The 25,015-nt window shown below is 70.0% G+C and carries 21 protein-coding genes; 14 read left to right on the top strand and 7 right to left on the bottom strand.

The features are described from left to right. The first annotated feature begins 24 nt into the window (after window positions 1-24). Entirely contained in the window at window positions 25-1,377 is a 1,353-nt protein-coding gene (locus KBC94_RS15365; RefSeq protein WP_294371691.1) for an amidase, read from the top strand. A gap of 13 nt (window positions 1,378-1,390) precedes the next feature. Here KBC94_RS15365 and KBC94_RS15360 read toward each other — a convergent pair whose 3' ends face one another. Continuing rightward, a complete protein-coding gene (locus KBC94_RS15360; protein ID WP_294371689.1) occupies window positions 1,391-2,173 on the bottom strand; it encodes a transporter substrate-binding domain-containing protein in 783 nt (260 codons plus the stop codon). Window positions 2,174-2,313: 140 nt separating this feature from the next. Here KBC94_RS15360 and KBC94_RS15355 point away from each other — a divergent pair, with 140 nt between their 5' ends. From KBC94_RS15355 to KBC94_RS15340, 4 genes are all read left to right on the top strand, one after another. Next, window positions 2,314-3,099, top strand: a complete 786-nt coding sequence (locus tag KBC94_RS15355; protein WP_294371687.1) for an enoyl-CoA hydratase-related protein — start codon at window positions 2,314-2,316, stop codon at window positions 3,097-3,099. A gap of 40 nt (window positions 3,100-3,139) precedes the next feature. Beyond that, window positions 3,140-4,327: an acetyl-CoA C-acyltransferase family protein gene (locus KBC94_RS15350; RefSeq protein WP_294371685.1), complete on the top strand. Its 1,188-nt coding sequence runs from the start codon at window positions 3,140-3,142 to the stop codon at window positions 4,325-4,327. A gap of 85 nt (window positions 4,328-4,412) precedes the next feature. Continuing rightward, window positions 4,413-5,012, top strand: coding sequence for a DUF938 domain-containing protein (locus tag KBC94_RS15345; RefSeq protein ID WP_294371682.1), 600 nt, complete (start codon window positions 4,413-4,415; stop codon window positions 5,010-5,012). 137 nt (window positions 5,013-5,149) lie between these two features. Continuing rightward, a complete protein-coding gene (locus tag KBC94_RS15340; protein ID WP_294371679.1) occupies window positions 5,150-5,503 on the top strand; it encodes a VOC family protein in 354 nt (117 codons plus the stop codon). 40 nt (window positions 5,504-5,543) lie between these two features. On the opposite strand, the gene KBC94_RS15335 is transcribed toward KBC94_RS15340, so the two are convergent. Next, entirely contained in the window at window positions 5,544-6,443 is a 900-nt protein-coding gene (locus KBC94_RS15335) for a LysR family transcriptional regulator (RefSeq protein WP_294371677.1), read from the bottom strand. Window positions 6,444-6,552: 109 nt separating this feature from the next. On the opposite strand from KBC94_RS15335, the gene KBC94_RS15330 reads away from it, so the two are divergent. Next, window positions 6,553-7,566, top strand: coding sequence for a TerC family protein (locus KBC94_RS15330; RefSeq protein ID WP_294371674.1), 1,014 nt, complete (start codon window positions 6,553-6,555; stop codon window positions 7,564-7,566). 72 nt (window positions 7,567-7,638) lie between these two features. Here KBC94_RS15330 and KBC94_RS15325 read toward each other — a convergent pair whose 3' ends face one another. Next, window positions 7,639-7,833, bottom strand: a complete 195-nt coding sequence (locus tag KBC94_RS15325; protein ID WP_294371672.1) for a hypothetical protein — start codon at window positions 7,831-7,833, stop codon at window positions 7,639-7,641. Window positions 7,834-7,931: 98 nt separating this feature from the next. Between KBC94_RS15325 and KBC94_RS15320 the strand changes: the two genes are divergently transcribed. Next, window positions 7,932-8,855 (top strand): MurR/RpiR family transcriptional regulator, encoded by a 924-nt coding sequence (locus KBC94_RS15320; RefSeq protein WP_294371670.1) that lies wholly within the window; start codon window positions 7,932-7,934, stop codon window positions 8,853-8,855. On the opposite strand, the gene KBC94_RS15315 is transcribed toward KBC94_RS15320, so the two are convergent. After that, window positions 8,842-9,672 carry an HAD-IIA family hydrolase gene (locus KBC94_RS15315; protein ID WP_294371667.1) on the bottom strand — a complete coding sequence of 277 codons (831 nt, stop codon included), beginning with the start codon at window positions 9,670-9,672 and terminating at the stop codon, window positions 8,842-8,844. The two genes, KBC94_RS15320 and KBC94_RS15315, sit on opposite strands and share 14 nt — an antisense overlap. Before the next feature lie 187 nt (window positions 9,673-9,859). Between KBC94_RS15315 and KBC94_RS15310 the strand changes: the two genes are divergently transcribed. The 6 genes from KBC94_RS15310 to KBC94_RS15285 all read left to right on the top strand — a co-directional run bounded on the left by KBC94_RS15310 (window position 9,860) and on the right by KBC94_RS15285 (window position 17,191). Further along, window positions 9,860-10,795 (top strand): phosphate/phosphite/phosphonate ABC transporter substrate-binding protein, encoded by a 936-nt coding sequence (locus KBC94_RS15310; protein WP_294371664.1) that lies wholly within the window; start codon window positions 9,860-9,862, stop codon window positions 10,793-10,795. Next, complete coding sequence (locus KBC94_RS15305) at window positions 10,792-11,685, top strand: phosphonate ABC transporter ATP-binding protein (protein ID WP_294371661.1); 894 nt, start codon at window positions 10,792-10,794, stop codon at window positions 11,683-11,685. Before KBC94_RS15310 ends, KBC94_RS15305 begins: the two co-directional genes overlap by 4 nt. Continuing rightward, window positions 11,682-12,719: a phosphonate ABC transporter, permease protein PhnE gene (gene phnE, locus KBC94_RS15300; protein ID WP_294371659.1), complete on the top strand. Its 1,038-nt coding sequence runs from the start codon at window positions 11,682-11,684 to the stop codon at window positions 12,717-12,719. The genes KBC94_RS15305 and phnE overlap by 4 nt, the downstream gene beginning before the upstream one ends. A 188-nt stretch (window positions 12,720-12,907) precedes the next feature. Next, on the top strand, window positions 12,908-13,120 hold the full coding sequence (locus tag KBC94_RS15295; protein WP_294371655.1) for a hypothetical protein: 213 nt from the start codon (window positions 12,908-12,910) through the stop codon (window positions 13,118-13,120). Window positions 13,121-13,181: 61 nt separating this feature from the next. Continuing rightward, window positions 13,182-15,434: a phosphocholine-specific phospholipase C gene (locus KBC94_RS15290; RefSeq protein ID WP_294371653.1), complete on the top strand. Its 2,253-nt coding sequence runs from the start codon at window positions 13,182-13,184 to the stop codon at window positions 15,432-15,434. A gap of 41 nt (window positions 15,435-15,475) precedes the next feature. After that, window positions 15,476-17,191 carry a hypothetical protein gene (locus KBC94_RS15285; protein ID WP_294371651.1) on the top strand — a complete coding sequence of 572 codons (1,716 nt, stop codon included), beginning with the start codon at window positions 15,476-15,478 and terminating at the stop codon, window positions 17,189-17,191. A 37-nt stretch (window positions 17,192-17,228) separates the two neighbouring features. Here the strand turns inward: KBC94_RS15285 and KBC94_RS15280 are convergent, their stop codons facing one another. The 3 genes from KBC94_RS15280 to KBC94_RS15270 form a co-directional block, all read right to left on the bottom strand. Further along, complete coding sequence (locus KBC94_RS15280; protein ID WP_294371649.1) at window positions 17,229-18,212, bottom strand: sensor domain-containing diguanylate cyclase; 984 nt, start codon at window positions 18,210-18,212, stop codon at window positions 17,229-17,231. Window positions 18,213-18,407: 195 nt separating this feature from the next. Beyond that, window positions 18,408-19,403 (bottom strand): TerB family tellurite resistance protein, encoded by a 996-nt coding sequence (locus tag KBC94_RS15275; RefSeq protein ID WP_294371648.1) that lies wholly within the window; start codon window positions 19,401-19,403, stop codon window positions 18,408-18,410. A 147-nt stretch (window positions 19,404-19,550) separates the two neighbouring features. Then, window positions 19,551-22,502: an autotransporter domain-containing protein gene (locus tag KBC94_RS15270; RefSeq protein WP_294371646.1), complete on the bottom strand. Its 2,952-nt coding sequence runs from the start codon at window positions 22,500-22,502 to the stop codon at window positions 19,551-19,553. A 1,097-nt stretch (window positions 22,503-23,599) separates the two neighbouring features. On the opposite strand from KBC94_RS15270, the gene KBC94_RS15265 reads away from it, so the two are divergent. After that, window positions 23,600-24,946, top strand: coding sequence for an integrase family protein (locus KBC94_RS15265; protein ID WP_294371644.1), 1,347 nt, complete (start codon window positions 23,600-23,602; stop codon window positions 24,944-24,946). Window positions 24,947-25,015: the final 69 nt, after the last annotated feature.

The raw sequence follows: 25,015 nt of genomic DNA, 5'->3' as shown, positions 1-25,015 counted from the left end.
CCGCGGCGTGCTAGAAACGCCCGCATGACCTCCGCGCTTCCTCCCATTACCGAACTGCGCCGGCGCATCGCTGGCGGCGCCCTGACGCACACGTCGCTGGTCGAGCAGGTGCTCGAAGGCGCCTCGGCGCCGGCCGCCGGCCACGTCTTCACCCGCCTCTATCCCGACGCCGCGCGGGCGGCCGCGCACCATGCCGATGCCATGCAGGCCGCCGGCGTGCCGATGCCCCCGCTGGCCGGGCTGCCGGTGTCGATCAAGGACCTGTACGACGTGGCCGGCGAGGTCACGCTGGCCGGCTCGGTGGCCTGCAAGGGCGAGCCGCCAGCCACCCGCGATGCAGCGGCAGTGGCCAGGCTGCGGCTTCAGGGCGCCGCCATCGTCGGCAAGACCAACATGACCGAGTTCGCCTTCTCCGGCGTGGGCATCAATCCGCACTACGGCACGCCGCGCAATCCGGCCGATGCGCAGGTGGCGCGCATTCCCGGCGGCTCCTCCAGCGGCGCGGCGGTGTCGGTGGCGCTCGGGCTGTCGGTGGGCGCGCTGGGCTCGGACACTGGCGGTTCGATCCGCATCCCGGCCGCGTTGTGTGGGCTGGTGGGCTTCAAGAGCACGCAGTCGCGCACGCCGCGCGACGGGGCCTTCGAGCTGGCCCGCTCGCTGGACACCGTCTGCGCCATGGCGCGCACGGTCGAGGACTGCCTGACCCTGGACGCCGCCCTCGCCGACACGCCGCTCGTCGTGCATCGGCGCGACAGCGTGGCAGGGCTGCGCTTCGCCGTGCCTGCGTCGCTCATGTTCGATGGCGTCGAGCCCGCGGTGGCACGCGCCTTCGACCAGGCGCTGTCGCGCCTGTCGGCTGCAGGCGCGCTTGTGACGGAATTGCCGCTGAATGAATTGACCGAGATCTCCCGCATCAACGCGCCCGGGGGCTTCTCGCCCGTGGAGGCCGCGGCGGTGCACCGCCGCCGCATCGGCGCCCGGCGTGCCGAGTACGACCCCCGCGTGGCGGCCCGCATCGACCTGGGCATGTCGGTGGGCGCGGCCGACTACATCGCCATGCAGGACGCGCGCCGCGACTGGATCGTGCGCATGGAGGCGGCCGTGCAGGGCTTCGACGCACTGGTCTGCCCGACCGTGCCGATCACCGCGCCGGCCATCGACGAACTGCTGGCCAGCGACGAGGCCTTCTTCAAGGCGAATGGCCTGCTGCTGCGCAACACCTTCGCCATCAACTTCCTCGACGGCTGCGCCTTCAGCCTGCCCTGCCAGGCGCCGGGCGAATTGCCGGTGGGGCTGATGCTGGCCTCGGTGCGGGGTGACGATGCGCGGCTGGCAGCGGCCGCGCTGGCCGTCGAGGCCGTGCTGGCTCAGTCCTGAGCCCGACCGGCGATCACTTCAGCCACTTGTCCGCGGCTTGCCGCAGCGCTCCGCGCGTCTCCATCTGGTCCCAGACGAAGTTCATCACGCGCAGGTAGTCGGCGTCATCGGCCGGCAGCATGAAGCCCAGCTTGCTCGGCGGCGTCAACGGGGCGTCGATGAAGGCCGCATGCAGGCGCGGATCGGCCTTGGCGTAGACCAGGGCCTCGTAGGTCTCGGTGATCATGACGTCGCCCTTGCCCTCGGCGATCAGCGCGGGGATCTCGGCGTTCTTCTCGTGCGTGCTGACCTGGGCCGCCTTGAGGTTCTCCAGCACGAAGGCCTCGTTGGTGCCGCCGGGGTTCTTGATGACGCGCACACCGGGCTGGTTGAGCGATTCGAGCGTGGTGAACCTGGCCTTGTCGGCCGCGCGCACCAGCGCCACCTTGCCGAAGGGCGCATAGCCCGGGAGCATCGCCACCACGCGCATGCGCGCCACGTTGCGGGTGATGCCGCCCACAGCCAGGTCGTACTTGTCGGCCTGCATGTCCTTGAGCAGGTTGGGCCAGGTGGTGGGCACCCATTCGATGCGCACGCCCAGTTCCTTGGCCATGCGCTCGACCAGGTCGATGTCGTGGCCCGAATAGCCGCTGTCGGTCTTGATGGCGAAGGGCCGGTAGTCGCCCGGCGTGCCGACACGCAGCACCTTGGTGTCCAGCACGCGGTCCAGGCGCGGGCCGGCGTGGGCGGTCGAGATCAGGGTGAGGCCGGCCACCAGGGCGGTGGCCGCGAAGGAGAAGAAACGACGCGTGAGCATGGGCGGTGGCTCTTTGGGGAAGTGGAAGTGCGCGCATTGTGCGGCGCTCCCGCCGCGCGCCGCAGGAGCCCGTCCCTAGAATCCGGCGGCCCGCCCGTCCAACGCCGGCAGCGGGCGTCCTTCATCGGAGACAAACGAGCATGAGCGACGACGCATCCCCCTTGCTGACCTCGCGCGAAGGCGCAGTGGCCATCCTCCGCTTCAACCGGCCCCAGGCGCTCAATGCCATTGACGTGCCCATGGCCCAGGCCTTCCTGGCGGCCGTGCGGGGGTTGGCCGCCGATCCGGGCGTGCGAGCCCTGCTGCTGTGCGGCGAGGGCAAGGGCTTCATGGCGGGCGGCGACCTGGCGGTGCTGTCGGCCGATCCGCAGGGCGGCGCCGCCGCGTTGATCGGGCCGCTGCACGAGGCCCTGCAACTGCTCGCCACGCTCGACCTGCCCGTCATCGCCCAGGTGCATGGGGTGGCGGCCGGTGCGGGCCTCAGCCTGATGCTGCAGGCCGACTTCGTGCTCGCCGCCAAGGGCACCCGCTTCAACCTCGCCTACGTCAACATCGGCGCCAGCTGCGACGTCGGCGCGTCGTGGGCACTGCCCCGCTGGGTGGGCCTGCGCCGTGCGCTGGAGATCGCCCTGCTGGGCGACATGCTCGACGCGGAGGCTGCCGAGCGCATGGGCCTGATCAACCGCGTCGTCGCTGCCGACGCCCTGCCGGCCGAGGCCCTGGCGCTGGCGCAGCGGCTGGCCGCCGGCCCCACCCGGGCGCTGGGCCAGCTGCGGCGTCTCCTGCGCGGCAGCGTGGAGCGCGATCTTCCGGCACAGTTGGCGGCCGAGGAGGCCGCCTTCCAGGCCTGTGCCGCCACCGCCGATTTCCGCGAAGGCGTCGACGCCTTCTTTGCCCGGCGCAAGCCCGCCTTCCAGGGCCGCTGATCCGCCGCCCGCTTTCACCTTTCACGACGAGGACCTCACCATGACCCCACGCGACATCTACGTCGTCGGCACCGCCCGCACGGCCATCGGCACCTTCGGCGGCGCGCTCAAGGACGTGCCCAACACCCAGCTCGCCACCACCGCCGTCAAGGCCGCCCTGACGCGCAGCGGCGTGGCGCCCGACGCCATCGGCCATGTGGTGATGGGCAACGTGATTCCCACCGACACCAAGGATGCGTACCTCAGCCGCGTGGCCGCCATCGATGCCGGCTGCCCCATCGAGACGCCGGCCTTCAACGTCAACCGGCTGTGCGGCTCGGGCCTGCAGGCCATCATCTCGGCGGCGCAGGCCATCGCGCTGGGCGACTGCGACATCGCCATCGGCGCCGGCTCCGAGTCGATGAGCCGCGGCCCCTACTTCGACACCGCCGCCCGCTACGGCGCCCGCATGGGCGACGTGCAGTTGGTGGACTACATGCTGGGCATCCTGCACGACCCCTGGCAGAAGATCCACATGGGCATCACGGCCGAGAACGTGGCCGAGCGCCACGGCATCACGCGCGAGCAGCAGGACGCGCTGGCCGCCGAGAGCCATCGGCGCGCGGCCGCGGCAATCGCTGCCGGTCGGTTCAAGGACCAGATCGTCCCGGTCGAGATCAAGACCCGCAAGGGCGTGGTGGTCTTCGACACCGACGAGCATGTCAAGGCGTCCACCACCGTCGAGGTGCTGGCCGGCATGAAGCCCGCCTTCAAGAAGGAGGGCGGCACGGTCACGGCCGGCAACGCCTCGGGCATCAACGACGGGGCCGGCGCGGTGGTGCTGGCCGAGGGCGAGCGCGTCAAGGCGCTGGGGCTCAAGCCGCTGGCGCGCCTGGTGGGTTATGCCCATGCAGGCGTGGAGCCGGCCTACATGGGCATCGGCCCGGTGCCGGCCACGCGCAAGGTGCTGGCACGCACCGGCCTGAAGGTGAGTGACCTGGACGTCATCGAGTCCAACGAGGCCTTCGCCGCCCAGGCCTGCGCCGTGATGAAGGAGTTGGACTTCGATCCGGCCAAGGTCAACCCCAACGGCTCGGGCATTTCGCTGGGTCATCCGGTGGGTGCGACGGGGGCCATCATCACCGTCAAGGCACTGGCCGAGCTGCACCGGGTGCAGGGCCGCTATGCGCTGGTGACCATGTGCATCGGCGGTGGCCAGGGCATCGCCGCGATCTTCGAGCGCGTGTGAGAGACGCCCGCGTGGCCGCTTCCAAGGGCATCTGCATACAGGGCGCGCTCATGGCGTCCAGGCACAGCAGGCGAGGGCCGGTGCGATGCCGGGACTGATCACCAGCCCGGCGGCCGAGCGCAACAAGGGCCCCATCCTGGCCGAACTGCTGCGCCTGCTGCCGGTGCGCGGCCATCTGCTGGAAGTGGCCGCCGGCACGGGCCAGCATGCGGCGCACTTTGCTGCGGCCCTGCCGGAATGGACCTGGTTGCCCACCGAGCCCGACGCCACCATGCTCTCCGCCATCGCGGCGCGCTCGGCAGATCTGCCGCAGGTCGCGGTGCCGGTGGCGCTGGATGTGCGCGAGGCCTGGCCCGTCGCCCCGGCCAGCCTGGACGCGGTCTACTGCGCCAACATGGTCCACATCTCCCCCTGGGACTGCACCGAAGGACTGATGCACGGCGCGGGCCGGGCGCTGCGGCCGGGCGGGCTGCTGGTGCTCTATGGACCCTATGTGGTCGAGGGCGAGCCGCTGGCGCCCAGCAATGCGGCGTTCGACGCCGACCTGCGCCGCCGCAACCCCGCGTGGGGACTGCGGACGCTGGCCGATGTGACCGCGCAGGCGGCCGAAGCCGGACTCGATCCGATGGAGCGGTTGGACATGCCGGCCAACAACCTGTTGCTGGCTTTCAGGCGGCGGGGGTGAGGCGCACGGCGTGCTTCGCGGCCCGCCGACGGCGGCAGGCGAGGGCGGGTTGCAATCCTACGCAGCGGCACGCCGGCGTCCCTCGCGCCTTCCCCTGGCGCGGATTCATAGTGCATGCGCAAACTGCTCAGACACCCATGCGCATCACCAACATGCTGGCCGGCGTGGCCGTGAAGGACCTGGACCAATCCATTGCCTGGTATGCGCTGCTCATCGGCAGTGAGCCCGTGCGCCGCGACGCCGAGATCGCCGAATGGCGTTTCGAGGGTGGTTGCTGCCTTCGTCTTGTGCGGCAGTCCGCCGGCGGTACGGGCGCGTCGGTCACGATGGTGGTCGACGACCTGGACCAGCAGCTGGAACAGATGGATGGCGCTGGCGTGCGCCCCACCCGGCGCCAGGATGCCGACGCCGTCCGCATCGCCTTCCTGCGCGATCCCGATGGCAACCAGCTGGTGCTGGCGCAGGTGTTGAGCGCGGCGCTGGCGTGCTGAGCGCTTCTTCCAACCTTTTGAACTTCCGCTCGGTGCTTCGTCAACCGCGCTGACGGGCGTGCGCCTCGATCTGCTGGACGAGGGGATGGTGCTGCCCTCGCCGTGACCGGATCAGATGGATTTCTTCCTGAAGTTCGTCACTGCGACCGAGCAGCCGGAGCCCCCGCATCAGCCCCAGGTCGCCGGCCCCGAGCCGGCTGACGGGAAACACCCCCAGTCCGCGGGCCGCGAACACCGCCAGCAACGCCGAATCCTCGAACTCGCCCGCGACGCGCGGGCGCATGCCATGGCGCTCGAACCAGCGCTCCAGCTGCGGGCGCAGCGCGGAATGTGCGGTCGGCAGCAGCACGGGCAGATCGCCCAGGCTCTGCGGAAACTCGCGCATGGCGGCGGCGCGCACCAGCGCCGCCGGCCCCCACCAGTCGACCGGTGCCTCGGCGATGCGATGGCTGCTCAGCCGCAGGGCCGGCCTGGAGGGCGCCGGCTGGCCAGCCAGCACCATGTCGAGGTGGTGCATGGCCAGCTCGCCCAGCAGCTGTTCGAGCTCGCCCTCATGGCAGACCAGGCGCAGCGCGGGGGTCTGCAGCACCGGCTCCACCATCGCATGGGCGGCCAGCTTGGAGATGCCGTCCGACAGCCCGATGGCCAGGCGCACCGCCGGCTCCGTGGCGGCCTGGCGGACCAGCTCGGGCAGCTCCTGGCCAAGCTGGAAGATCTCCTCGGCCCGCTGCAGCGCGGCCATGCCCGCTTCGGTCAGCGCGACGCTGCGGCCCTCGGGCTTGAGCAGCTGGTGACCCAGCGACTTCTCCAGCTCGCGCACCTGGGCGCTCACCGTCTGCACCGCCACGCCCAGCCGGGCGGCCGCCTTGGAGAAGCCGCCCTCGCGCGCCACGGTCCAGAAGTAGTGCAGGTGCCGGTAGTTGAAGTCGTAGGACGCCATGCCTTGAAGTTTCGTAAAAACCGAAGAGTCGTTCCACCTCCGGCTGGTTTTTCTTGAGAGGACGGATGGGCATCATCGCCGCCAGTTCCACTCCATCACCACCGACACCATGGAAACCCTGCTCTCCTTCCTTGCGGCCGACTTCCTTGGCCGGCCGGCCGGCCTCTGGCTGGCCTTCATGGCCATCGTGGTCACCCTGCTGGCGCTCGACCTGGGCGTGCTGCACAAGGGCGACCGCGAGATCGGCGTGCGCGAAAGCCTGCTGCTGTCGGGCGGCTACATCAGCGTGGCGCTGCTCTTCGGCGGCTGGGTCTGGTGGAGCCTGGGTGCGCAGAGCGGCATGGAATACCTCACCGGCTTCATGATCGAGAAGTCGCTGTCGATGGACAACGTGTTCGTCATCGCGCTGATCTTCAGCTTCTTCGCCATTCCGCGGCAGTACCAGCACCGGGTGCTGTTCTGGGGCATCCTGGGCGTGATCGTGCTGCGCGCGCTGCTGATCGGCGCGGGCGCGGCGCTGGTCACCAACTTCAGCTGGGTGCTGTATTTCTTCGGTGCCTTCCTGGTGTTCACCGGCATCAAGATGTGGCGCATGGCCGATGCCGAGCCCGACATCGCCAGCAACCCGGTGCTGCGCTTCCTGCGTGGCCGCATGCGGGTGACCGAAGGCCTGCGCGGCAATGCCTTCACGGTGAAGGAGGTCGACCCCAAGACCGGCCGCGTGGCCCGCTTCGCGACGCCGCTGCTGCTGGCCCTGGTGCTGATCGAGATCGTGGACCTGGTGTTCGCCGTGGACTCGGTACCGGCCATCTTCGCCATCACCACCGACCCGTTCATCGTCTACACCAGCAACATCTTCGCCATCCTGGGCCTGCGTGCGCTGTACTTCGCGCTGGCCGCGATGATCCATCGATTCCACTACCTCAAGTACGCGCTGGCCCTGGTGCTGGTGTTCATCGGCACCAAGATCTTCCTGGTGAACTTCATCGGCAAGTTTCCGCCCGTGATCTCGCTGGCGGTGACCTTCGGCCTGATCGCCGGTGGCGTGCTGTACTCGCTCTACCGGACGCGGGGCCAGCAGGCCGAAACGCCGCAGTTGCCCGGCCCGTCTGCCGCGCGCTGACCGCCATCTGACCTGAACGAAACGGCCGGGGTGGGCACCCCGGCCGCTTTTTTCATGGGCAGAGCTTGGCGCTCAGCCGCCGGACTGCATCTGCTGCAGCGCCTGCTGCCCCGCATAGAGCGCCGACATCAGGGTCGGGAAGGTGCCCAGCGATTCGCACAGCGGCACGTCCTCCTCGTCCAGGCGTTCGACGATCAGCCAGGCATAGCGGCGGTAGGGTGGTGGCGTCTGCGCGGCGAGGACGGCGAACTGCTGGGAAGGCGACATGGCCGGCAGCTTGGCGGGCTTTCAAGTCGGCCTCATGAAGGCGCCGGTGGCGGCCCTGCGGCCGGGAGCGCCATGTCCGCCGGGTAAGCTCGCGCCCCATGAAGCGCAGCAGCCCCGCCCGACCGTCCAACGCCAAGACCCCTGCGCCTGCGCCCCAGCCGGTCGCAGCCGGCGGGCAGGCCCTGGCGGTGCTCGCGCGCATCGAGACGCTGTGGTCCTCGCTCGGGCCGGTGGGGCAGCGCATCGCCAGCTTCATCGCCAACCATCCGCGCGAGGTGGTGCACATGTCGGTGAGCGAGGTGGCCGAGCGAACCGGCTCCAGCGAAGGCAGCGTGGTGGGCCTGTGCAAGAACCTGGGCGCCACCGGCTTCCAGCAGGTCAAGATCGCCCTGGCGCAGGAGATCGTGCGGCCGGTGCAGTTCATCCATGAGGACCTCGACCCGCAGGACACGGCGGCGGCCGTGATCCGCAAGATCTTCCAGAGCAACATCCAGACGCTGCACGACACCCAGGCCTCGCTCGACGCGGCGGCGCTGGAGCGTGCGGTCAGGCTATTGCGCCAGGCCGAGCGCATCGAGATCTACGGCATCGGCAGCTCGGCCACCATTGCCGAGGATGCGCACTACCGCATGCTGCGCATCGGCCTGAATGCCAAGGTGGTGGTCGACTCGCATGTGCAGGCGATCTGCGCCTCGCTCACCGATGCGAAGGTGGCGGTGCTGACCATCTCGCATTCGGGCAGCACGCACGAGACGGTGACGGCCACGCGGCTGGCCAAGGAGGCGGGCGCCTCTACCGTGTGCATCACCAACTTCGGCAAGTCGCCGCTGCAGGCCTTCGCCGACGTGGTGCTGTTCACCATGGCACGCGAGACCCATTTCCGCACCGAGGCCATGACCAGCCGGCTTGCGCAACTGGCCATCATCGATGTGCTGATCGCGTGCCTGGCGCTGTCGGACTACGACACCGCCGTGCGCACCCTGCGCCAGACCTTCGACGTGCTGTCGATCAAGCGCTACTGAGCTGCACCGGCGCCGCTGGCGGGGCCGCCAGCTGTGCCACGGAGGCGGCGTGGGCGCCGGGCGCATCCCCCACCAGCAGGCAGGCCAGGCCCAGCCGGGCCGCACCGGCGGCGTCGGTGGCCGGGTTGTCGCCCACCACCAGCGTGCGGGCCGGATCGGCGCCCAGGCAGCGCAGCCCCTGCTCGAAGAGAAGCGGCTCGGGCTTGCCCACGACGCGCCAGGGCCGCACGCCGCTGGCGGCCACCACGGCGGCCAGCAGCGCGCCTGTTTCCGGCACCAGCCGGCCCTGCGGACCCGGATGGCTGGTGTCGGCATTGGCCACCAGCAGGCGGGCGCCTCCACGCAGCTCGTGCACCACGGCGGACAGCCGGGCATGGCTGAAACGCAGGTCCAGCGCCAGCAGCACCACGTCGGCCCCCGTGCCCACAGGCCGCAAGCCACGGCCCGCCGCGAGCCGCTGCAGGGCCGCGCTGCCCACCACCATCACATGCGCGCCGGGTTGCTGCCGTGCCAGCAGGTCCACGGCGCCTTCGCCGGCCAGCACGATGCGCGCGGGCGGCACCCGCAGGCCCAGCCGCCGCAGGCGCAGCGACAGGCCCTGGGCCGTGTGCGTGGAGTTGTTGGAGACGATGGCGAAGCGGCCCTCGAAGCGCGCGAGCAGCTCGGCGGCGCCGTCGATGGCTTCGTTCTGCCGCACCAGCGTGCCGTCGAGGTCCAGCAGCAGGTGGTCGGCCCGTGCCAGCGCGTCGCGGACGTAAGCGCCCGTCTTCTGCAGGGGGTGCCGCGGCGGGCGGGCGAGGGAAGCGAAGGTGTTCATGAATCGCAGGGCAGTTGGCCGGCGGGCAGGGCGCCGGCGTGGGGCGCGATTCTATTGAGTAAAGCTCAGTATCTGGCATTGACTGAAATGAGCTTATTTCATTTGCCTGTCATCTTGGCTTCCTAAGCTCACCGGCATCCGAGCGGCACCGGCCCTCGTCCCCGCCTCAGCAACGAAGGAATCCACCATGAAGAAGCTCCTGGCCCTCGCGGCCGCCGCCGTCTCGCTCACCGCCGTGCTGGCACTGCCGTCGGCCGCGCAGACCGTCGCCGACGGCTCGCGCGAGCATCCGCTGCGCGTGCTGCTGATTCCCGCGGATGGCGGCACCGAATCGGGCACCAAGGCCGACTACGCGCCGGTCTTCAACGCCGTGAGCCGGGCCACCGGCCTGAACTTCGACCTCAAGGTGGGCCAGTCCTACGGTGCCGTGGTGGAGGGCATGTGCAACCAGCTGGCCGACATCGCCTTCTTCGGGCCGGTGTCGTACGTGCAGGCCCACAAGCGCGGCTGCGCGCAGCTGCTGGCCGTGGGCGTGGAGAAGGGCGCCTCGGTCTACTACGCCGGCATGTTCGCGAAGGCCGATGCGCCCATCGCCACCATCGCGGACGTCAAGGGCCGGCGCGTGGCCTTCGGCGACGTCAACTCGGCCTCCAGCTTCACCTTCCAGGTTGCGATGCTGCTGGATGCGGGCATCGATCCGGCGCGCGACCTGGCCGCCATCCGCATGACCGGCAGCCATGCCAGCAGCCTGGCGGCGCTGGTCCAGGGCCAAGTGGACGTGGCCTCGCTCTCCTTCGATTCCTACGAGAAGGCGGTCAAGCAAGGCGCCGTCGATCCGAAGACCATCAAGGTCGTCGCCCGCAGCATGGCCATTCCCTATCCGCCGCTGGCCCTCAACGCCCGCCTGCCAGAGGCGATGAAGACCCGGCTCAAGGAGGCCTTCCAGACCGTCAACAAGGCGCCGGGCGTGACGCCGGAAATGATCCGCGGCTACGGCGGCGCACGCATCGACGGCTACGACACCCGCTTCTCGGAGGACGAGTTCAATGTGGCGGCCGAGAAGCTGGGCCTGCTGACCGACGACCTCAAGGGCCGCATCCTCGCCAAGGCCGCCGAGCGTTGAGCCTCGGCACCCGCACCACGATCCACGCTGCCGAAGGCCCACCCATGCTGTGCTTCGACTCGGTCGCCCTGCGCCACGCCGATGGCACCCGGGCGCTGGACGGTGTCTCGCTCGACGTGCCCGCCGGCCAGTTCTGCGTGGTGCTGGGGGCGTCGGGTGCGGGCAAGTCCACGCTGCTGCGCACGGTCAACGGCCTGGCCCGGCCCACCGTGGGCGAGGTGCGGGTGCAAGGCACGCCAGTGGTGCCGCGCAACCTGGCCCGCCTGCGTCCGTGCATCGGCATGATCCACCAGCAGTTCAACCTGGTGGCGCGGGCCACGGTGGCGCAGAACGTGCTGTGCGGCGCGCTGCCGGCCATGCCGCTCTGGCGCATGCTGCCGGGGCTGTTCACCGAAGAGGCCAGGCGCAAGGCCTGTGCGCTGATCGAGGCCGTCGGCCTCGGCGAGGAGCATCTGCTGCGCCGGGTGAGCGAACTCTCTGGCGGGCAGCAACAGCGCGTGGGCATCGCGCGCGCCTTCATGCGCGATCCGCCGCTGGTCCTGGCCGACGAGCCGGTCGCCAGCCTCGATCCGCAGACCAGCCACGAGGTGCTCGACCTGCTGCGCCGGCAGGCGCGCGAGCGCCGCGCCACCGTGCTGTGCAGCCTGCATCAACTCGATCTGGCGCGCGAGTTCGCCGACCGCATCGTGGCGCTGCGCCGGGGCCGCGTGGTGTTCGACGGCGTGCCGCAGGCCTTCGGGCAGGGCGCCTTCGAGGCGGTGTACGGGCGCGCCGCCGACGCGCCTCCTGCGACCGGGGTGGCGGCAGGCAGTTGCGCGTCCCCTGCGCCGGCCCTGTCGCCGGCGCCGCAGCCCGCGTTGCCGGTCGGTCTTCTGGAGCTTGCGCCATGACCCTCCCCGCATCCCTCGCGACAGGCGCGCAGGCGCCCGTGCGCCCCGCGGCGCAGTGGGCCCTGCCGCAGCCCTTCGGCCTGCGCACGCTGCTGGTCCTGGCGCTGGTGCTCGCCGGCGGGCTCTGGGCCGGGCAGCGTGTGGAACTGGGCCGGATGCTCTCGCTCACCGGCGAAGGCATGCTCGCCGCCGTCGGCCTGCGCGAGCAGTCGCAGGTGCTGAACGGGCTGGGCACCATCGCCCGCTCGCTCTTTCCGCCGCAGATTTCCGAGCGCACCGAAGTCGCCCGCATCGAGGGCTTCGATCGCCAGCAGCTGCCCTGGCTTTCGCACATCGAGACCGTGGAGATGCACGAGCCGCGGCTCAATCCGCAGACCCTCGCCATGGAGGACCGGGTGGTGCGCCAGGAGGTGCTGGTCGAGCCGCTGGGCTACCTGTGGCATGTGGCGGCCAAGATGCTGGAGACCTTCGAGATCGCCGCCTGGGCCACGTTGATCGCCATCGTGCTGAGCGCGCCGCTGGCCTGGTGCAGCGCCCGCAACTACGCGCCCAACCGGCTTGTCTACGGCGCTGCGCGGGCCGTGGTCGGCCTGCTGCGCGCGGTCCCCGAGCTGGTGAGTGCGCTCTTCCTGGTGCTGGCCTACGGCTTCGGTCCCATCGCCGGCGTGCTGGCGTTGGCCCTGCACGCGGCCGGCTTCCTCGGCAAGTTCTACGCCGAGGACATCGAGACCGCCGACGACCGCCCGCAGGAAGCGCTGCGTGCCATTGGCGCCGGCCCGCTGGCGGTGATGCGCTTTGCCGTGCTGCCGCAGGTGATGCCGGGCTTCATCGCCTACACGCTCTACGTGCTGGACCGCAACGTGCGCATGGCCACCGTGGTGGGCCTGGTGGGCGCCGGCGGCATCGGGCAGGAGCTCAAGGGCCGCTATGACATGTACAACTACGCGCACGTCGGGACGATCCTGATCGCGATCTTCCTGACCGTGCTCCTGCTCGACCGCGTCGCAGCCCGGCTGCGCAGCCGCTATGGCTGAGCCCTGATCCCGCGCCGGCCGCCGTGATGCGCCGTGACGCGCGTCTGCCAGCGCGCCGGCGTACCCCACCTTCCGCTTCCCCCGTCCGCCCGATGCCGCGTGGCCTGCCCGGCCCTGCGGATCGGCCCTGGCCGCGCCCTGCGCGCGCCTCCTTCTCCCCTCGTGTCCTTCGATCCAAAGGAAACCCCATGAAGACAGCATCTTCCCGGTACGGCCTCGCTGCGGCGGGCCTTCTCCTGTGCCTGACCCTCGGCGCCTGCGGCGGTGGCAGCGGCGGTGGTGGCGGCCTGGCCTTCCTGCCCGGGCAGGGTGCGCCGGCCGGCAACGGCAGTGGCGGTGGCACACCGCCCGCCGCGGGCGGCGGCACGGCCGCCGAGCCTGCGCTCAAGTGCGCGCCCTGAGCCCCCGGCGCACCGCCTTCTTCACCGAACCCCCTGTCGTCCCTGGCGTTGAAAGAACCCCATGAACTCCTCTTCCCGTCGCGATTTCTTCCGCAAGTCGGCCGGCGCGCTCGGCGCGGCCTCGGCCCTGAGCGTGCTGCCGCCCGCCATCCGCAAGGCCCTGGCCGTCGAGGCCGCTGTCGACAAGGGCACCATCGATGACGTCAAGCACATCGTCATCCTGATGCAGGAGAACCGCAGCTTCGACCATTACTTCGGCACCCTGCGCGGGGTGCGCGGCTTCGGCGACCGCTTCCCGCTGCCGCTGTCCACCGGCAAGCCGGTGTTCTACCAACCCAACCCGAGCGGCGGCGCGGACATCCCACCCTTCCGTCGCGACTCGCGCATCGCCAATGCGCTGATCGGCTCGGGCACGCCGCACAACTTTCCCGACCAGCAGGCCGCCTGGAACCAGGGAAAGATGGACCGCTGGATCCAGTTCAAGAACCAGGCCACGATGGGCTACTACCTGCGCGACGACATCCCGTTCCAGTTCGCGCTGGCCGATGCCTTCACGCTGTGCGATGGCTACCACTGCTCCATCCTCACCGGCACCGATCCCAACCGGATCATTTTCTGGTCGGGCTCCAACTTCAATCCGGAGCTGCGCAAGAAGGGCATCAACAGCACCGATGCCGATTCGGAGCCCGTCAACTCGCGCTGCTGGCCCAGTCCCTCCAACTGGGTCGCCGGCCGCGCGCAGCAGGCGGACGGCTCCGGCCAGGTCGATCCCGGAACGGGCGCCTACAACTACAAGTACGTCAACACCGCCTTCAAATGGGACACGCTCCCCGACGTGCTGCAGCGGGCCGGCATCAGCTGGCACATCTACCAGAACATGAACAACAACTGGACCGGCGCCATGCACGGCTGCCTGGCCTTCCAGAGCTTCCGCACCGCGCAGCCGGGCTCGCCCATCTACGAGCACGGCCTCACGGGCGGCCCGGCCACCGCCGATGGCGCGACCAACTTCCTGGCCCAGCTCAGGCAGGACGTGATCAACAACACGCTGCCGCAGGTCTCGTGGGTGCTGCCCACGCAGGCCCTGGCCGAGCACCCGGGCAGCAGCGAGGGTGTGGCCGGCGCGGCCGACTTCATCGCCGATGTGCTGGACGCGCTCACCGCCAATCCGGCCGTGTGGAGCAAGACGGTGCTGTTCGTCACCTTCGACGAGAACGATGGCTTCTTCGACCACGCGGCCATGCCCGCCGTGCCGTCGTACGACGCCAGTGGCAATCTGATGGGCAAGTCCACCGTGTCGCTGGAGGGCGAGTACTTCGACGCCTCGGTCGGCAGCTACCTCAAGGCCGAGGACACCACCAGCGGCAAGACCCGCCCCTGGGGCCTGAGCTCGCGTGTGCCGATGTACGTGGTCTCGCCCTGGAGCAAGGGTGGCTGGGTCAACTCGCAGGTGTTCGACCACACCTCGGTGGCCCGCTTCCTGGAGCAGCGCTTCCGCATCAGCGTGGACGCCATCAGCCCCTGGCACCGTGCGGTGTGCGGCGACCTGACCTCGTGTTTCGACTTCGCCACGCCCAACGACCCGGTGGTGCCCAGGCTGCCCGACACCAGCAACTACGCGGCCATCAATGCCGCGCAGCGCCTGCTGCCTACCTCGCCGGTGACCACGGCGCCGGCCACGCCGCAGCCGCTCTACCAGGAGACCGGCACGCGTCCCTCGCGTGCGTTGCCCTACGAGCTGCACACCAGCGCGCGCGTGGAGTCGCGCGGCATGGTGCAGCTGATCTTCAGCAACACGGGCAACCAGGGCGCCGTGTTCCATGTCTACGACAAGCTGCACCTCGACCGCATTCCGCGTCGCTACACCGTGGAAGCGGGCAAGCAGCTGTCGGATTACTGGGACGCCGGAGCCACCGATGGCGGCAAGTACGAGCTGTGGGTCTACAGCAGCAATGGCTTCGTGCGCACCTTCAAGGGCGATGCGCTCGCCCAGGACGCCGCCGGCTTCAAGCCCGAGGTGCAGGTCTGCTACGAGCCGGCGGGCGGGCAGGTCTACGTCAAGGTGCGCAACGGCGGCAAGGCGGCCGGCAGCGTCACCGTGACGTCCAACGCCTACCGCAACGACGGGCCGTGGACGCTGGCCGTGGACCCCGGCGCCACCGGCATGCTGCACTGGAACCTGGACGGCAGCGGCCGCTGGTACGACTTCACGGTCGCCGCCGCCGGCATGGAGCGCCGCTTTGCCGGTCGGGTCGAGACCGGCAAGCCCAGCGTGAGCGACCCGGCCATGGCCCTGCACTTGGCCAAGCTCTGAAGCCGGCCACCGCGTCGGAAGAACAAGAGGGGAAGCAGCGTATGAACATGCGACACGACCCACGGCGCGCGGCGCGCCGTGCCGCTCCGCTGGGCCTGGCCCTGGTTCTGGCTGCCGGTGGCGGCCTCGCCGCCGCGCAGCCGGTGGCCTGGGACCCGACCAAGGGAAACCTGGGCATCGGCGACGGCGCCGGCACGACCGGCGTCACCGGCAGCAACAACCAGACGATCGGCAAGGGCGCCGGCAACGGCGTCGGCACCAACTGGAACCTGGCCATCGGCGAGGCCGCGGGCACCAACGTGAGTGGCGGCAATGCCAACGTGGCCATCGGCTTCAACGCAGGACAGAGCGTGCTGGGCGGCTGGAACCAGGCCATCGGACGCAGCGCTGGCCAGAACGTGACGGGCAACTACAACAACGCCACCGGCTTCTGGGCCGGCACCGGCGTGACGGGCTCGTACAACAACGCCTATGGCACCAATGCGGGCCGCACGGTCACCGGCAGCAACAACCAGGCCCTGGGCAATGGCGCCGGCAACAACGTGGGCACCAACTGGAACCTGGCCGTCGGCGAGGGCGCCGGCTCCAACGTGTCGGGCAAGAACGCCAATCAGGCCATCGGCTACTACGCCGGCACCAACGTCAATGGGGGCTGGAACCAGTCGATGGGTCGCAGCGCCGGCCAGAACGTGACGGGCGACTACAACAACGCCCTTGGCTTCTGGGCTGGAACCAACGTGACCGGCAGCAACAACGAGGCCTACGGCAGCAACGCCGGCCGCGACGTGGTGGGCAGCGGAAACCAGGCCTACGGCGGCGGCGCGGGCGTGGGCGTGAACGGCAGCAACAACCTGGCGACCGGGCAGGACGCGGGCGTCGGCGTGCGCGGCTCGGGCAACCAGGCGGCGGGCACCATGGCCGGTGCGCAGGTCTCGGGCAGCAACAACCTGGCCATGGGGACGGGCGCCGGCGGCGGTGTGCAGGGCAACCGCAACCAGGCTTTGGGCACCGGCGCGGGCCAGGGTGTCGTGGGCGACGGCAACCTGGCGCAGGGCAGTGGTGCCGGCCGCAATGTGAGCGGTGCCAACAACATCGCCATCGGCACGGAGGCGGGCGCCTATGTGCGCGCCAACCAGGCGGTCTCCATCGGCATCGCGGCACGGGCCAGTGCCGACGACGCCCTGGCGTTGGGCGCCAATGCCACGGCGGCCCATGCTGGCAGCGTGGCGCTGGGTGCGGGCAGCGCGACCACGCGGGGCGCGCAGTCCGGCTACGCGGCTGCAGGCCTGGCCGACGCGCAGTCGTCGAGCGGCGAGGTGGCCGTGGGCAACCGGCAGATCACCGGCGTGGCTGCGGGCAGCGCGCCCAGCGACGCCACCAACGTCGGGCAGGTGCAGGGCATGGTCGGCGACGGGGTGGCCACGGCCAACGCGCATGCCGACAACGCCGCGGCGCAGAGCCTGGGGGCCGCGCGGGCCTACACCGATCTGGCCGCCAGCCGCCTGCAGAGCCAGATCGACGACAACGCGCGCCGTGCCTACGCGGGCATCGCAGGCGTGGCGGCGATGGAGGCCGCGCCCGCCGTGCCGGGCAAGACCAGCTACGCCGTGGGCCTGGGCAACTACCGCAGCGAGAGCGCCATCGGCGGCTCACTGCGGCACACCACGCGGGACGGCCGCTACAGCGTCACCGTGGGCGTGGGCGCGACCAGCTCGGGCGTGGTGACACGGGTGGCGCTGACGGGCCTGTTCGACTGATCGGATCGAGCGGAGCGCCAACCCGGGGCGCGCGCATTCAGTGCGTGCGCTCGCTGCCCGATGCCGGGCGCTGCCGCTTGTGCCGGTACATGGCCCGGTCCGCATCCTGGAGCAGGTCGTGGATGTCGGTACCGTCGCGCGGCGACCAGCGGGCCAGGCCCGCGCTGTAGCGCAGGGCCATGGCCGGCGGCCGACCCGCGTTGCAGTCGTCGATGACGGCGCGCAGCCGGCCGAGCGCGGCCTCGGCGGCATCGTCGTCGGCATTGCTCATGAGCACGACGAATTCGTCGCCTCCCAGGCGAGCCCCCACGTCGGCCGCGCGGAAGACCCGCCGCAGCGCCTCGGCAAAACGCTGCAGCGCGGCATCGCCCTCGGCATGGCCGAAGCGGTCGTTGATCTGTTTGAAGCCGTTCAGGTCGAGGAAGAGCAGCCGCGCGGGCATGGCCAGCCGTTCGCACACTTTCAGCACATGGCCGCCCAGCAGCTCCAGGCCGCGCCGGTTGCTGAGCTGGGTCAGATGGTCGGTGGTGGCCGCGTGGGCGGCGATCAGTTCCTCGCGCACCATGTCGGCCAGGTCGCGCAGCAGGGCGCGATCCTCCTCGCTGAGGCGGCGCGGCTTGTGGTCGAGGATGCACAAGGTGCCCAGGCGCTGGCCCTGCCTGTCCACCAGCGGCGCCCCGGCGTAGAAGCGCACATGGGGCGCCTCGATGACCAGCGGGTTGTCGTGGAATCGCTCGTCGCAGGTGGCGTCGGGGACCTCCGTGACCTCATCCTGCAGGATGGCATGGCTGCAGAAGGAGATGTCGCGCGGCGTCTGCGGCGTGTCGAGACCCTGGCAGGACTTGAACCACTGGCGTTCGGTATCGACCAGCGAAACGAGGGCAATGGGCACCTGGAACATGCGGCGCGCCAGGCGGGTGACGCGGTCGAAGCGTTCCTCGGGCGGCGTGTCCAGCACGCCCAGGGCGTGGAGGGCGCGCACGCGGGCGGCGTCATCGGGGGGAATGGGGGCAGCAATCATGGCGCGGGTCGAAGGCGCGGCGCGGCGGCCATGGCGGGCGGGCAGACGCCGGCGGGCTTCGCGCGTTGGGATGTCTCCAGGGAGAAGGGCGGCGGCCGGCCGGGGACGGGCCACGAAGCGGTCCATTCTGCGTGCCGTGTCCCGCACGGGGCAAGATCAGCCGAAAGCGCTACTTCCGAGGCTGGCGCCGGCGCCTCAGCGCCAGCCCTTGGCCAGGGCCATCACCTTGCCCAGGTCCATCTGGCTGGCCTGCTGCTGCATCTGCGGCAGGTAGCGGCCCTGCAGGCCCTTGCCCTGTTCGAGGATGCTGGCGTAGCTGTCCTTGAGCATCTGGGGCGAGAAGCTGCGGCCGCCGGCGTAGTAGCGCCGCGCCAGGTGACCCAGCGCATAGGTGGTGGCGAAGCTCATGCCCGAGCTCACGGCCTGTTTGCCGACCCCGCCCAGCAGCCCGCCGCCCATCTTGCCCAGCAGCCCGCCGATCAGCTTGCGGCCGGCCTGCTCCAGGTACTGCGAGGTCAGGCCGACCCCGGCGGTGGCCAGGAAGTCCTTGATGTGGCCGCGGTCGAGTTCGTAGCCGTGGGCCTGCCCGATGGTGTAGACCAGCCTCATCTGCAGCGGAATGATGGCCAGCGTGGACAGGGTCTCGGGCAGCAGTTCCAGCGCGCCACAGGTGATGGCGGCCTTGAGGATGCGGTCGTCCAGTTCGGCGGAGTCCACCGCGGCGGCCGGTCGTGCGGCGGGTTCATCGAGCGGTGTGGGCGCGAGGGCCGCGGCGCCCGCGGCGGCGGCCGGCACCAGGGCGGTCGGGCCGGCCAGGGGCGCCTCGGCCAGCGTGCGGGCTTCGGACTCGAAGGCTTCTGCCGTGCCGTCCAGCGCCAGGACGCGGCGGGCCTCGGCCAGGAAGGCCTGCTCGCGGGGGGACAGGGCGCCGTCGGCATCGCATACGCACACGGCCATCTCGTAGGCCAGTTGCCGGGCGCCGCGCTCGGGCAGTCCCTGTGCCACGTCGGCCAGCGTCACACGCTGCAGCAGCACGTCCTGGTAGAGCGTGGGCAGGTGCACGGCGCCCTCGGCGCCCAGGCCCTGGGCGATGCGGCGGATCTCTTCGCGCTCGCGCTCGTGCTTGTCGCCATCGGCAAAGGCCGCCATCAGGCTGAGCGACAGGGTGGCGCGCAGGGCGGAGGTGTCCATGAAGGCATCCTTTCTGGGTGAAGAACGCCAGTCAGGTCATGGTCAGGCGGAAAAGTTTCCGCCAGGCCAAGGGCGGGCCTTGCGGGCAAGCGGCCCGGCGCCCGGCGAAGGCGACCGGGCCGCCCAAACCGCGCGCCGGCATGTCGCTCAGAACCGGAAGTCCAGGTTGCCGCGCAGGCCCTGGCTGCGGGCGTGGCTGCCGAACTGCCCGGTGTAGGACAGGCGCAGCGAGGCATTGCGCGCGATCTGCGTGGACACGCCGGCCTCGACGAGGGCGGCGTTCTTCGCGATGGGCACGCCGCTCACGCCGAAGGCGTCCGAGCCGAGGAAGCGGAAGCTGGCCTGCGGCGTGGTGTCGCCGAAGGCATGGCGCCAGGCGAGCGAGGCGCTGGCGGTCAGGGTGCGCCCGCCCAGGTTGAACTCGCCCGAGCCGCGCAGTCCCAGGGTGGAGAAGTTGACGTCGGTGTTGCTGCTGCCGGAGCTCAGGGCCGCCACGCCGCCGCGCTCGGTGAAGCCGTCGGTGCGCACCGCCACATGCGCCAGGCCGCCGAAGGGCTCGAGCGCCACCGCGCCGGCGTCGATGCGGTAGCCCGCCTCGGCGAAGGCCTGGAAGGTGCGGGCGTCGTACTTGGCCGACAGGCCATTGGCCAGGCCGCTGAAGACGACGTCGCGGCGGGTGCTCACGTCGCTCCAGGTGTAGGCCGTGCCCAGCCGCACGCCGACGTCGCCGACCTGCGTGCCGCCGTAGGCGCCCAGGGTGTAGCCGTTGGACGAGCCCGACGCGTTGCGCCCGTCGCTGTCGTAAGAGGCATGGCCATAGCCCAGCAGCACGCCGGCCCGGGCCGTGTCGAAGACGGGCAGGTCCGCACCGCCGACGAAGCCACCCGTGTCGTGCGAGAGCGAGGCGGCATTGCCGTTGCCGCTCGTCTTGCCCCAGGTGCCGTAGACGTGGGACCACACGGCCAGGCCGTTGGCGTCGGCACTGGCGCCCGCCGGCGCGGTCGCAGCGCCGGAGGCGGCGCGCAGCCGGTCGATGGCGGCCGTGCGCACGAAGCGGCTGTCCTCCACCATGGCGCCGCGGAGGGAGGCGTGGATCTCGCCCGAGAGCTGGTCCAAGGCGACGCGGGCCTGGGCGTCGTCCGGCAGGTAGCCGATGGCGGTGCGCAGGGCGCCGCCGGCGGCCAGGCTCTGCAGCGCGCCGGCCGTGGTCATCTGGTTGGCCGTGAGCGCCGCGCTGGTGAAGGCACGCACCTGCTGGGCGGCGACGTAGACGCTGCCCGCGTCGGTGCCGGTCGTGAGGGCGTAGAAGGTGGAGATGCTGGTGTCGCCGGTCAGCACGTAGCGGCCGGTGACGCCGCCGTCGGCGGTCAGCACGGTGTAGCGGTCGGTGAGGCTGAAGGGCGCCGTGCTGCCGTAGCGCGAGACCCGCAGCACGGCACCATCGGCGATCTGGGCCGTGCCCTTGACGGCGATGCGGTCGGAGGTGGCGGTGCCGGGCACGAACTCGGCCTCGTAGGTGGAGCCGGCGGCCTGGGTGTAGTTGCCGGCGACGGTGAGCGTGCCCGGGCTGTTGCCGGGCGCCACGGTGGCACCGGACTGCAGGCTCAGGCTGCCCACCGTGCCGTTGCCCGACAGGCGCGCGCCGCTGCCCACCGTCACCGCGGAGCCGGCCAGCGAGCCGTTGACCCGCAGCTCGCCACCCTTGACAGCGGTGCTGCCCGTGAAGGCCGAGCTGTCGCCGCTCAGGATCGTGGTGCCCGCCAGCGCCTTGAGCGTGCCGTTGCCGCTCAGCGTGCTGCCGAACAGCAGGCCCGTGCCCGTGTGGTTGAAGACCAGCTCGCCCGCGCCGTCGCCGAAGACGATGCCGTTGGCCGCGATCACGTTGCCGGGTGCGGCCGCGGCCTGGCCTTCCTGCGCGCCGATCACCAGCTTGCCGAAGCCGCTGTCGTAGGCGATGCGCACCTCGTTGTCGGCCTTGATGGTGCCGCCGTCCGAGACCACGACCAGTGCGTCGCCCGCGTAGCCGACGTAGAAGTTGCCGCGCGTCGGCGTGGTCAGCGCCGTGTTGGCCTTGGCCCAGAGCTGCGAGCCGTTGCCGGTCACCACGGCCACGCCCTTGGAATGGGGGTCCATGCCCACGCCCACCGTGCCGCCCCACGCGGTGGCGCCGTCCGCGATGGTCAGCAGGCCATTGCCGTTGACCGGATCGACGTCGCGCGAGCCGTTCTGCCCGCCGACATAGATGCGCTGCTCGCCGATGAAGCTGGTGCCCTGGCCCGTCACGGTCATGGTGGTGGCCCAGGCGCCGCTCGCACCGACGTAGGTGCCGCTCGTGTAGAGGCTGGCGCCGCCCGAGACCTGGATGTTGCCGCCATCGGCGCTCAGCCAGCCCGAGGACGTGGCCTGCAGATCGTTGGGGTCGGTGGGGTCGCCGATCTCGACGCGGGTGCCGGCGCCCGTGAAGTTGAGCGTGGCCCCCGCGCCGGTGTAGACGCCCGTGCTGCGGATGCGTGCCGTGGCACCGTCCGAGATGGTCAGGGTGCCGGTGGACCCCGGGCTTTCGTTGCGCGCGACGTCGACGCCGGCGGTGTTCTCCCACAGCGTGCCGGCACCGCTCACGGTGAGCGAGCCCGAGCCGCCTGCGGGCGTGCCGCCGGCCACCTCCCAGGTCGGCGTGCCGAGGGCCAGCCGGCGCGACACCAGGTGCGCGCCGTCGATGACGGTGAGCGAGCCGGTGCCGTTGCGGCCGATGGTGATTTCCGAGGTGTTGGTCAGCATCGAGCCGGGGCCGCTGACCACGACGCTGCCGCTGCCGCCCGTGGCGCCGATCACCCCGAGGGCGACGGTCAGGCGGCCACCGCCGCTGATCGTGAGGCGCGTCGTGTCCGCGAGGCTGGTGGCCAGCGAGAAGGCATTGAGGGTGACCGATTGGTCGGCGATCCGGATGCTGCCCGTGCCGTTGAGCACGGCCGTGTCGGTGCTGCCGGGGGCCGCGCCGCCGATCCAGTTGCCGGCCGTGGACCAGTTGCTGCCGCTGGCGCCTGACCAGCTGATGTCGGCGGCATGGGCTGGCAGCCCCCAGATGGACGCCAGCAGCAACGGAAGAGCGAGGCGTTTTGGCAGCCGCACGAATACTTTTTTCCGCAGGGCGTATTTCGTGTTTCCCGGGTGCGGCGGGCGCTTTGCTGAATGTGGGGCCATGGGTGTCATCTCCTTGGTGAAGATCGGACATTGGCGTTGGGTCCGATCAATTGGCTGGGAAATTGAATTGGCAGGCACACCGAGCCGCGGCGCAAAGGCAATGGCTCGCGCGAAATGGATTCAAAAGGAATTGCCCTGCTGCCAAGCGGCATCGGGGCCCGCGACTCAGGGCGCTGCGGCCATGCGTACCGCTTTCAGGACTTGCCGAGGTGTGCCTGCCCCGGTATCGGCGGGTGTGTTTGTCCAGGGAAGAACGCTCGCTTCATGGCGAGGTGGGATGCAGCTTTCAAGCACTGCAGATCGACGGCTCATGCCCCCTCCGGAGACGCATTGTTTTTGATTCGTGGATCGTCGGGATCCGCCATGGAACTGGCGGCCCGCATCCCGGTGAGCGAATAAATCGGCTTTCAATCCGAGAGCGCCATAGCGTATGTTGTCGGCGCGCAGGAGGCAAATATTTTTTCCCGCTTGTTGTTCACGGTCAATTTCACAATTGATCGTGATTAATTGAAACGGTGAATTTGAATCGGAATTTCTGGCAAAGCGGTGCAAGATTTCGAGCCAGAAATCCGAGCAGGATGGCGAGGCCCAGGCGCAGGGGTTTGAGAGAGGAGGGAGTCTGGGAGGCGCGCTTCGGGCCGCCACCTGCGCAGCGCACAGTGCGGACCAGACGAGCCTGGGGCCGCCGCTGGCTCGCACTGGGCCCGGCTGACCAGAGGGCGGGCGAGGCTGTAGTCGAAAAGAAAAAAGCACCTGGATCTTTCGATCCAGGTGCTTGATTCGTTTGTCTGGTGGGCCCTGAGTGACTCGAACACTCGACCTACGGATTAAGAGTTGTACAAATTGGGACTCTTTGAGATTTATCCGGACTTTATGAAACACCGGTAAATCATTGAAAATCAATAAGTTGCGTTGATTTTTTGCTTCTCCTTGTCTCGTTCGATAGCATCCAAGCTCAGGATCTTTCGGACACGCATCGGACACGGAGGCACCAAATGCCACTTTTGACGGTTCGGGCCATTGAGGCCCATAAGCCGCGGCCGCAACCGTACAAGGTCACTCTGGACCGGGGCCTGCAGATGCGGATTGCGCCCGATGGCGCGCGCACGCTGCTGGTGCGCTACACCGTCAAGGGTCAGGACGGTGAGCGCCAGTACCGATTGCCGCAAGAGTACGGGGACGGTCCTGGCCAGATCAAGCTGGCTTCGGCCTGTGCGGAGGCGCAGCGCATCCGGGCGCTGGCGCGGGAAGGCGTGGATTGGCCTGCCGAAGAGGAAGCTCGCTTGCGCGCTGAAGCTGCGGCGCGCGAGCGGGCTGAGCGTGAGGAGGGGGTGACCTTCGAGAAGGCACTGCGCGACTATGTTGAAAGGAAGCGTCGCGCCAAGGACGGCTTGCCGCTGAAGGCACGTACCAAGGCCGACTACTTGGCCATGATCGAAGCCGGCCGGGTGTCCCTCAAAGGCCGCAAGTTCGCCGACGGCGAACTGTACCCATTGGCGCACAGGCTGCTGTCCAAGGTCACGGCTGAGGACATCCGGGGAATCTATGAAACCCAGATCAAGCGCTCGGAACGGCAGGCGATCTATGCCATGCAGGTGATTCGTGCCGTGCTGCGCTGGCACGGCGTCGTGGTGCCCAACAACCCCCTGGGGCAGGACACCGCCGGCCGCGACCGCATTGTGCTGGCGCCGCCCAAGGGCAACCCTGCGCCGATCCCGCCGGAGCGGCTGGGTGCCTGGTGGCGAGCTGCCTGCGCATCTGGCCGTGTAGCGGCCGATTACTACCGGTTCCAGTTGCTCACCGGCTGCCGCGGCGTCGAGATACTGGGCAGCAAGCGATACGGATACGAGCCCATCAAGGTGGTAGACGTGGATTTGGAGGGGGGCCGTATCGTGCTGCGGGACACGAAGAACCGCAGCGATCACAAGTTGCTGCTGTCACGGCAGGCTCTGGCGATCGCGAGGGCGTATTGCACGGGCAGGAAGCCCGAGGATCGGTTGTTTGCGATCACCGACGCGCGCAAGACGCTGACGCGGATCAACGCTGAGGCCGGCACCACGGTTCAGGGTCATGGTCTGCGGGCAACGTTCGCCAGCATTGCGGAGGAACTGGTGTCCGGCGGCGTGCTAAAGCGGATGCTCAACCACGTGGCGGGCAATGATGTCACCCTCGGGCACTACATCGGCAAGAGCGAGGCCCAGTTGAGGGCTGGGTGGCAGACCGTGGCGGATTTCGTGGAGGCCGCTGCGGCAGTTCGGGATGAACCCTCGGTTCTGCCGGCCTCAGCTGAAGCGGTGCCCGAAGGCACGACAGAGAAGGAGGCTGCACTTTGCGCCGCTTGAAACGGGTGACGGTTTTCCTCCGCATCGAAAGCTGCTGCGAATTTCGTGCCCCGGAGTTCGAGGCCGAGT

Origin of the sequence: Pseudacidovorax sp., from assembly GCF_017991995.1 — a bacterium.
Lineage (GTDB): Bacteria > Pseudomonadota > Gammaproteobacteria > Burkholderiales > Burkholderiaceae_C > Xenophilus.
Note: the sequence above shows the minus strand (reverse complement) of the source record. Positions and strands in the feature narration are given on the sequence as shown.

Coding starts and splice junctions, on each gene's coding strand:
- KBC94_RS15330 (WP_294371674.1), top strand. CDS start 6,553: ATGGAAACCCTGCTCTCCTTCCTTGCGGCCGACTTCCTTGGCCGGCCG.
- phnE (WP_294371659.1), top strand. CDS start 11,682: ATGACCCTCCCCGCATCCCTCGCGACAGGCGCGCAGGCGCCCGTGCGC.
- KBC94_RS15325 (WP_294371672.1), bottom strand. CDS start 7,833: ATGTCGCCTTCCCAGCAGTTCGCCGTCCTCGCCGCGCAGACGCCACCA.
- KBC94_RS15310 (WP_294371664.1), top strand. CDS start 9,860: ATGAAGAAGCTCCTGGCCCTCGCGGCCGCCGCCGTCTCGCTCACCGCC.
- KBC94_RS15340 (WP_294371679.1), top strand. CDS start 5,150: ATGCGCATCACCAACATGCTGGCCGGCGTGGCCGTGAAGGACCTGGAC.
- KBC94_RS15365 (WP_294371691.1), top strand. CDS start 25: ATGACCTCCGCGCTTCCTCCCATTACCGAACTGCGCCGGCGCATCGCT.
- KBC94_RS15320 (WP_294371670.1), top strand. CDS start 7,932: ATGAAGCGCAGCAGCCCCGCCCGACCGTCCAACGCCAAGACCCCTGCG.
- KBC94_RS15360 (WP_294371689.1), bottom strand. CDS start 2,173: ATGCTCACGCGTCGTTTCTTCTCCTTCGCGGCCACCGCCCTGGTGGCC.
- KBC94_RS15275 (WP_294371648.1), bottom strand. CDS start 19,403: ATGGACACCTCCGCCCTGCGCGCCACCCTGTCGCTCAGCCTGATGGCG.
- KBC94_RS15335 (WP_294371677.1), bottom strand. CDS start 6,443: ATGGCGTCCTACGACTTCAACTACCGGCACCTGCACTACTTCTGGACC.
- KBC94_RS15265 (WP_294371644.1), top strand. CDS start 23,600: ATGCCACTTTTGACGGTTCGGGCCATTGAGGCCCATAAGCCGCGGCCG.
- KBC94_RS15350 (WP_294371685.1), top strand. CDS start 3,140: ATGACCCCACGCGACATCTACGTCGTCGGCACCGCCCGCACGGCCATC.
- KBC94_RS15355 (WP_294371687.1), top strand. CDS start 2,314: ATGAGCGACGACGCATCCCCCTTGCTGACCTCGCGCGAAGGCGCAGTG.
- KBC94_RS15290 (WP_294371653.1), top strand. CDS start 13,182: ATGAACTCCTCTTCCCGTCGCGATTTCTTCCGCAAGTCGGCCGGCGCG.
- KBC94_RS15280 (WP_294371649.1), bottom strand. CDS start 18,212: ATGATTGCTGCCCCCATTCCCCCCGATGACGCCGCCCGCGTGCGCGCC.
- KBC94_RS15345 (WP_294371682.1), top strand. CDS start 4,413: ATGCCGGGACTGATCACCAGCCCGGCGGCCGAGCGCAACAAGGGCCCC.
- KBC94_RS15295 (WP_294371655.1), top strand. CDS start 12,908: ATGAAGACAGCATCTTCCCGGTACGGCCTCGCTGCGGCGGGCCTTCTC.
- KBC94_RS15285 (WP_294371651.1), top strand. CDS start 15,476: ATGAACATGCGACACGACCCACGGCGCGCGGCGCGCCGTGCCGCTCCG.
- KBC94_RS15315 (WP_294371667.1), bottom strand. CDS start 9,672: ATGAACACCTTCGCTTCCCTCGCCCGCCCGCCGCGGCACCCCCTGCAG.